The sequence below is a fragment of the Dysgonomonas sp. HGC4 genome (genome assembly GCF_001261715.1).
Taxonomy (GTDB): Bacteria; Bacteroidota; Bacteroidia; order Bacteroidales; family Dysgonomonadaceae; genus Dysgonomonas_A.
The window spans coordinates 1-4,172 of sequence record NZ_CVRU01000128.1 but is presented as its reverse complement, the minus strand read 5'-3'; the positions used below and the strand labels follow the sequence as shown (position 1 = coordinate 4,172).

Genomic DNA, 4,172 nt, shown 5'->3' with positions numbered 1-4,172 from the left:
TATAAGAACATCCTTTATTTATTATCCTCAAAGAAGTAAAATTATTTACTCGCGATTGTCTCTAATTCCTTATTTTCTCTTTCTTGAATTCTATCTATCTGAGATTGTAAATTGTTCCTCGCAATTAATGCTAAAACTTCGGGATCTAATCTAGATCTATATATTTTAGACGAATCTAACTCATACGATTTTAACAAATGGCTTACAGCATCTCTTTCTTTCTTCATACGACTGCAAAGAATAGCCAACAAATATTCAGTATTACCTGTTGGAGCTAAATTAGTCAACAAGTCATATGCTTTACTGTTATATCCCAGACAAGCTAAACAAAGAGCAGCATTGTAATCAGGATAGTTTGCTAATATTTCAATCGCTTTCCAATATTCCCGTTCTTGTAACAAACGAAGCCCTTCCTCGTAGTCCGATCTATATTCAACCTTTACAGTGTCAGACTTTAAGCCTGTGCGATGAAGATCAATTACAAAATCAATTCTTCTCAACAAAGGATAGATGGAGTCTTGAATAATTTTATAGTCGGCAGGAAATTGTTTCTTTATATCCTGCTCACACTGATCGGGATATACAGCATTTGTCAACATCGTCTGAATATCTTCTTTATTTACAATATCATCTCTTTGGCGAACCTGAGTCAATAATGTATTCCAATCCTCACCTTTATATTTAACCTTAAATAGATTTTCTACATTAACACCGGACAATGTTTTGCTTAAATAGTTTTTCACCGAATAAGCGCGCTTAGACGTCAACTCATAATTATCATCATAATCTCCTTCCAAAGATGTAGTAGAAATCATGGTTACACTATCAATCGTAAATTCAGTAGAATTATTATACTTCCTAAATGCTTCTACTAGTTTATCCATTTGAGCCCTATTATCCTGATAATCTATTTCATAAACCGAACTTACTGATTTAGCAGTTTTGTATCTTGTATAAACGGTTATACGATCATACAGATTACGATGCAATTCGGTACGCTTACTTATAAGAGATGGATCAGCCAACTGAGCTAAAGATGCTATAAAATACGAAAGGGTGTCTGCTCCCTCTAATTTATATTCACTCCTGTCAATAGCTTGTATTTTACTATCCATTGTAAGACGAATTTTCTTTAACCCTTCAACTACAGGATATTCTTGCGTATAATAAAACACAAAATTACTGCTTGATGAGAGTATAGTATCTAGACGAATTTCGGCTTTATTATCATCGTATGGAAATTTCACCATTTTTTCGAACATCTCATCTTTTCTCTGCAATGCAAGTTCATTCATTGCTATTTCTCCAAAAAAGTATCTGTGCTTCGCTATTTCAACAGAATCATTTAAAGAAAAGATATGGTTGTCAATATCACTAATCTTACTATTAACCTCACGCTTTTCCCTGTATTTTTTGGGAGTATTCCTTAAAGCCAGCTCTCTCCTTATCAATTCAACTGAATCTTTATCTTCCTGAAGACCATAGTCATCAAGATACCTTGCCATATATTTTCTTGTTTTACGCTCATAGTCTTTCATATATTTGGCATGCAAGCCTGTTGTATCTTTATTTTCGACAACATTGCGCACTTTATGATCTAAAGCCATGCGTGAATATCGATGGTATTGCTCTGCTGAATATCTTATCTTATTGGCTTTAACCTCGGCGTCATGCTCATCTTGTTTCAATTTCCATTTTTCATAGTCCATTTGCTCTTTCATCTGTTCTTGATAAATCGCAAAATAGTACTCCTGACGTTTTCTTATATCTCTCAAAATATTATCTCTGTCAAGATATACACTATCGTATTTTGATTTATCTACAATAGATTTCAAGAACTTATCGTAATCGGCATAATCCTGTTTTTGTTTCTCAACAAATTCTCGTCCATTCAGAATTACTTTCTGTAACGGAACAATCGAATCGTTATGCAAAAGTTTAGGATTCAATATCAGACGCCAGTTGTCTGATAATATTTCTTTAGGTACAGTTATCTTAAAATCGACATTTACACGTCCATCACGTTCCGCAGTAAAACGTCCCTGCGCTTTTACTTCTACCTCAGGTAAACGATAAACAGCATTTGTGTCTAATTTATTCTGACCATCTTTAAGAGCTACTTCTCCTTGAATTCCGCTAGAGCCCGAATTTCGATAAGAAACTCTCTCCGAAACAACAGAAGCCCCACCTTTATCAGCTTTCTTATCATCGGGCAGTACTATATTAGCACGCTTCGTTTGCATAAACAAACTTTGGGTCATGAATTTAGGTGCAGAGGTAGAGCATGAAGATACTATCATTAAAATGACCACAAGAACAATCAATGATCTCTGTACAAATATTTTATTTAAGAACTGTTTTAAAAGGATAAATCGGATAAATAAATCGGACAATTTCATTTTTCTTATTTTGAGGTCTCAGACCTATTTGTTAATGCTGTTATAATTTAATAACCTCGAATTGAATATTTGCTATTACTAATTATCAGTAATGTGTTTAAATAAGCCATGCTAACTTCTCAGTCGGCATGGCTCCCCTAGGATAAACTCTAAAATACCCCACTCTTCACTACTTTATTACAGAACAAAAATTTTCTTACATTATACTTTACATATACCAATCTCTTACGAGTTTATAAGTATTGGCTTATGTTCGGGTTTCGCAACATCACTCATTCTACAATTTCCAAAGAAATTGGCTCCAGCTTCAATATCAATACTTACAGCTGTAATGTCGCCATCGTAATACGATGAAGATTTGAGCATAATTATGTCATGCACAATTATATTGCCATTAACTTTGCCCATTAGCTCGATACTTTCGCTTTCTATATTACCTTTTACACAGCCAGTAGGCCCTACTATAACTTTTCCTTCGCAATTGATGTTACCATCTACAGTACCATCAATCCTCAGATCATCTTTTGTATTTATCTCTCCCGAAAGGATTAAGCCTTGCGAAATAACACTATACGTGCGATCTGCCAATATTGTTTCGGTCTTTACTTTTTTATTAAACATAATGCTTACATTATTTTATTACTTAATCTAAATCAAAACATATATCCCGCTGAAAGTGTCCATCTACGGTTCTTCGAAGCTATAATTTGATCTCCAAAATTCATCTCACTCTTCCCAAATCCATGATCGTAGTTGATCAATACCTGAATATTGCGAGTAAGATAGGAACCTACACCTAGACTAAATCCGGTATCAAACCGATCCGAATTATTTTTGAAATCCAGTGAATGCGAAGTATCTCCATCCTTTATTCTTCCCGATAAAGCATAGGAAGAATAAAGACCTGCTTGAACATACTGTTTAACTATAAAAAAATTAAATTCTTTCCTTACATTCACTGGAACCTCAATAGTGTTAGTTGTAAAGTTGTAGGTAAGCCCGCTATTATTCCCGTAATCTTGTTTCAAAGCAAAGCCTTGATTAGAAAACAGCAATCCGGCATTAATTTTCCATCCGTCAAATGGCAGATTAAAATCTGAGATTACACCTATATTAAATCCCATATTTGCTTTTGTATCAACCCCCTTTAGTTCTACTTTCGAATTGCTCAGATTCGCACCTGCTCTAACTCCTAGTTGCTGTGCACTTACACCAGATACAGAGAGTAACCCTAGTAATCCTAAAAGCAGTTTAGTTCTGATAGTTATAGTTTGCATATTGATAATATTCATTTTTTGTGTTTACAGAATCCATATCATTGACTAAGGGGATAAACCTGTCTTTCCAATGCTGAAAACCTTTACAGGTAGTACTGCAATTTATAATCAAGCTATTATCCGACTTTTCAAAGACCGAAAAATGAGGGTTATCTATTCCATCCACTCCTTTTTTCATGACAGCAATAAGCATCGCATTTTCTTCTTTAGGATCCCTTATTTTGAAAATGGCATCTACACAACAGATAGAGAACATATAGAATGCAGAACGCTCGTAAGCAAACCAATAGTCATCTACTTTATATAGATAGATTTGATTCTCATTATTCCTTTCTTTTTTCAATATCTGTTGTATATTTTCCATTATCTAGTTCTTTCTATTTTTGTAAATATTAAAGAGCATTAATCTTCTTCGCTACTATTTGCCCTTGTGATGTTTTAATCTTCACGATATATACTCCCTGGTTTAAGGGTAAATATTTACTATAGCTAATAG

Annotated in this window: 4 protein-coding genes; all 4 read right to left on the bottom strand. The window is 34.0% G+C overall.

Annotation, left to right across the window (positions count from 1 at the left end; genetic code table 11):
• Positions 1-41 precede the first annotated feature (41 nt).
• Positions 42-2,243, bottom strand: a complete 2,202-nt coding sequence (locus HGC4_RS13130) for an OmpA family protein (protein WP_157258288.1) — start codon at positions 2,241-2,243, stop codon at positions 42-44.
• Between the two features lie 381 nt (positions 2,244-2,624).
• Entirely contained in the window at positions 2,625-3,020 is a 396-nt protein-coding gene (locus HGC4_RS13125) for a bactofilin family protein (protein WP_050710597.1), read from the bottom strand.
• A gap of 32 nt (positions 3,021-3,052) precedes the next feature.
• Positions 3,053-3,691, bottom strand: a complete 639-nt coding sequence (locus tag HGC4_RS13120) for a porin family protein (RefSeq protein ID WP_050710596.1) — start codon at positions 3,689-3,691, stop codon at positions 3,053-3,055.
• Complete coding sequence (locus HGC4_RS13115) at positions 3,651-4,040, bottom strand: hypothetical protein (protein ID WP_050710595.1); 390 nt, start codon at positions 4,038-4,040, stop codon at positions 3,651-3,653. Before HGC4_RS13115 ends, HGC4_RS13120 begins: the two co-directional genes overlap by 41 nt.
• Positions 4,041-4,172 lie beyond the last annotated feature (132 nt).

Bases quoted from the DNA above. Each gene is read 5' to 3' on its own strand.
- HGC4_RS13125 (WP_050710597.1), bottom strand. From the start codon at position 3,020: ATGTTTAATAAAAAAGTAAAGACCGAAACAATATTGGCAGATCGCACG.
- HGC4_RS13130 (WP_157258288.1), bottom strand. From the start codon at position 2,243: ATGCAAACGAAGCGTGCTAATATAGTACTGCCCGATGATAAGAAAGCT.
- HGC4_RS13120 (WP_050710596.1), bottom strand. From the start codon at position 3,691: ATGAATATTATCAATATGCAAACTATAACTATCAGAACTAAACTGCTT.
- HGC4_RS13115 (WP_050710595.1), bottom strand. From the start codon at position 4,040: ATGGAAAATATACAACAGATATTGAAAAAAGAAAGGAATAATGAGAAT.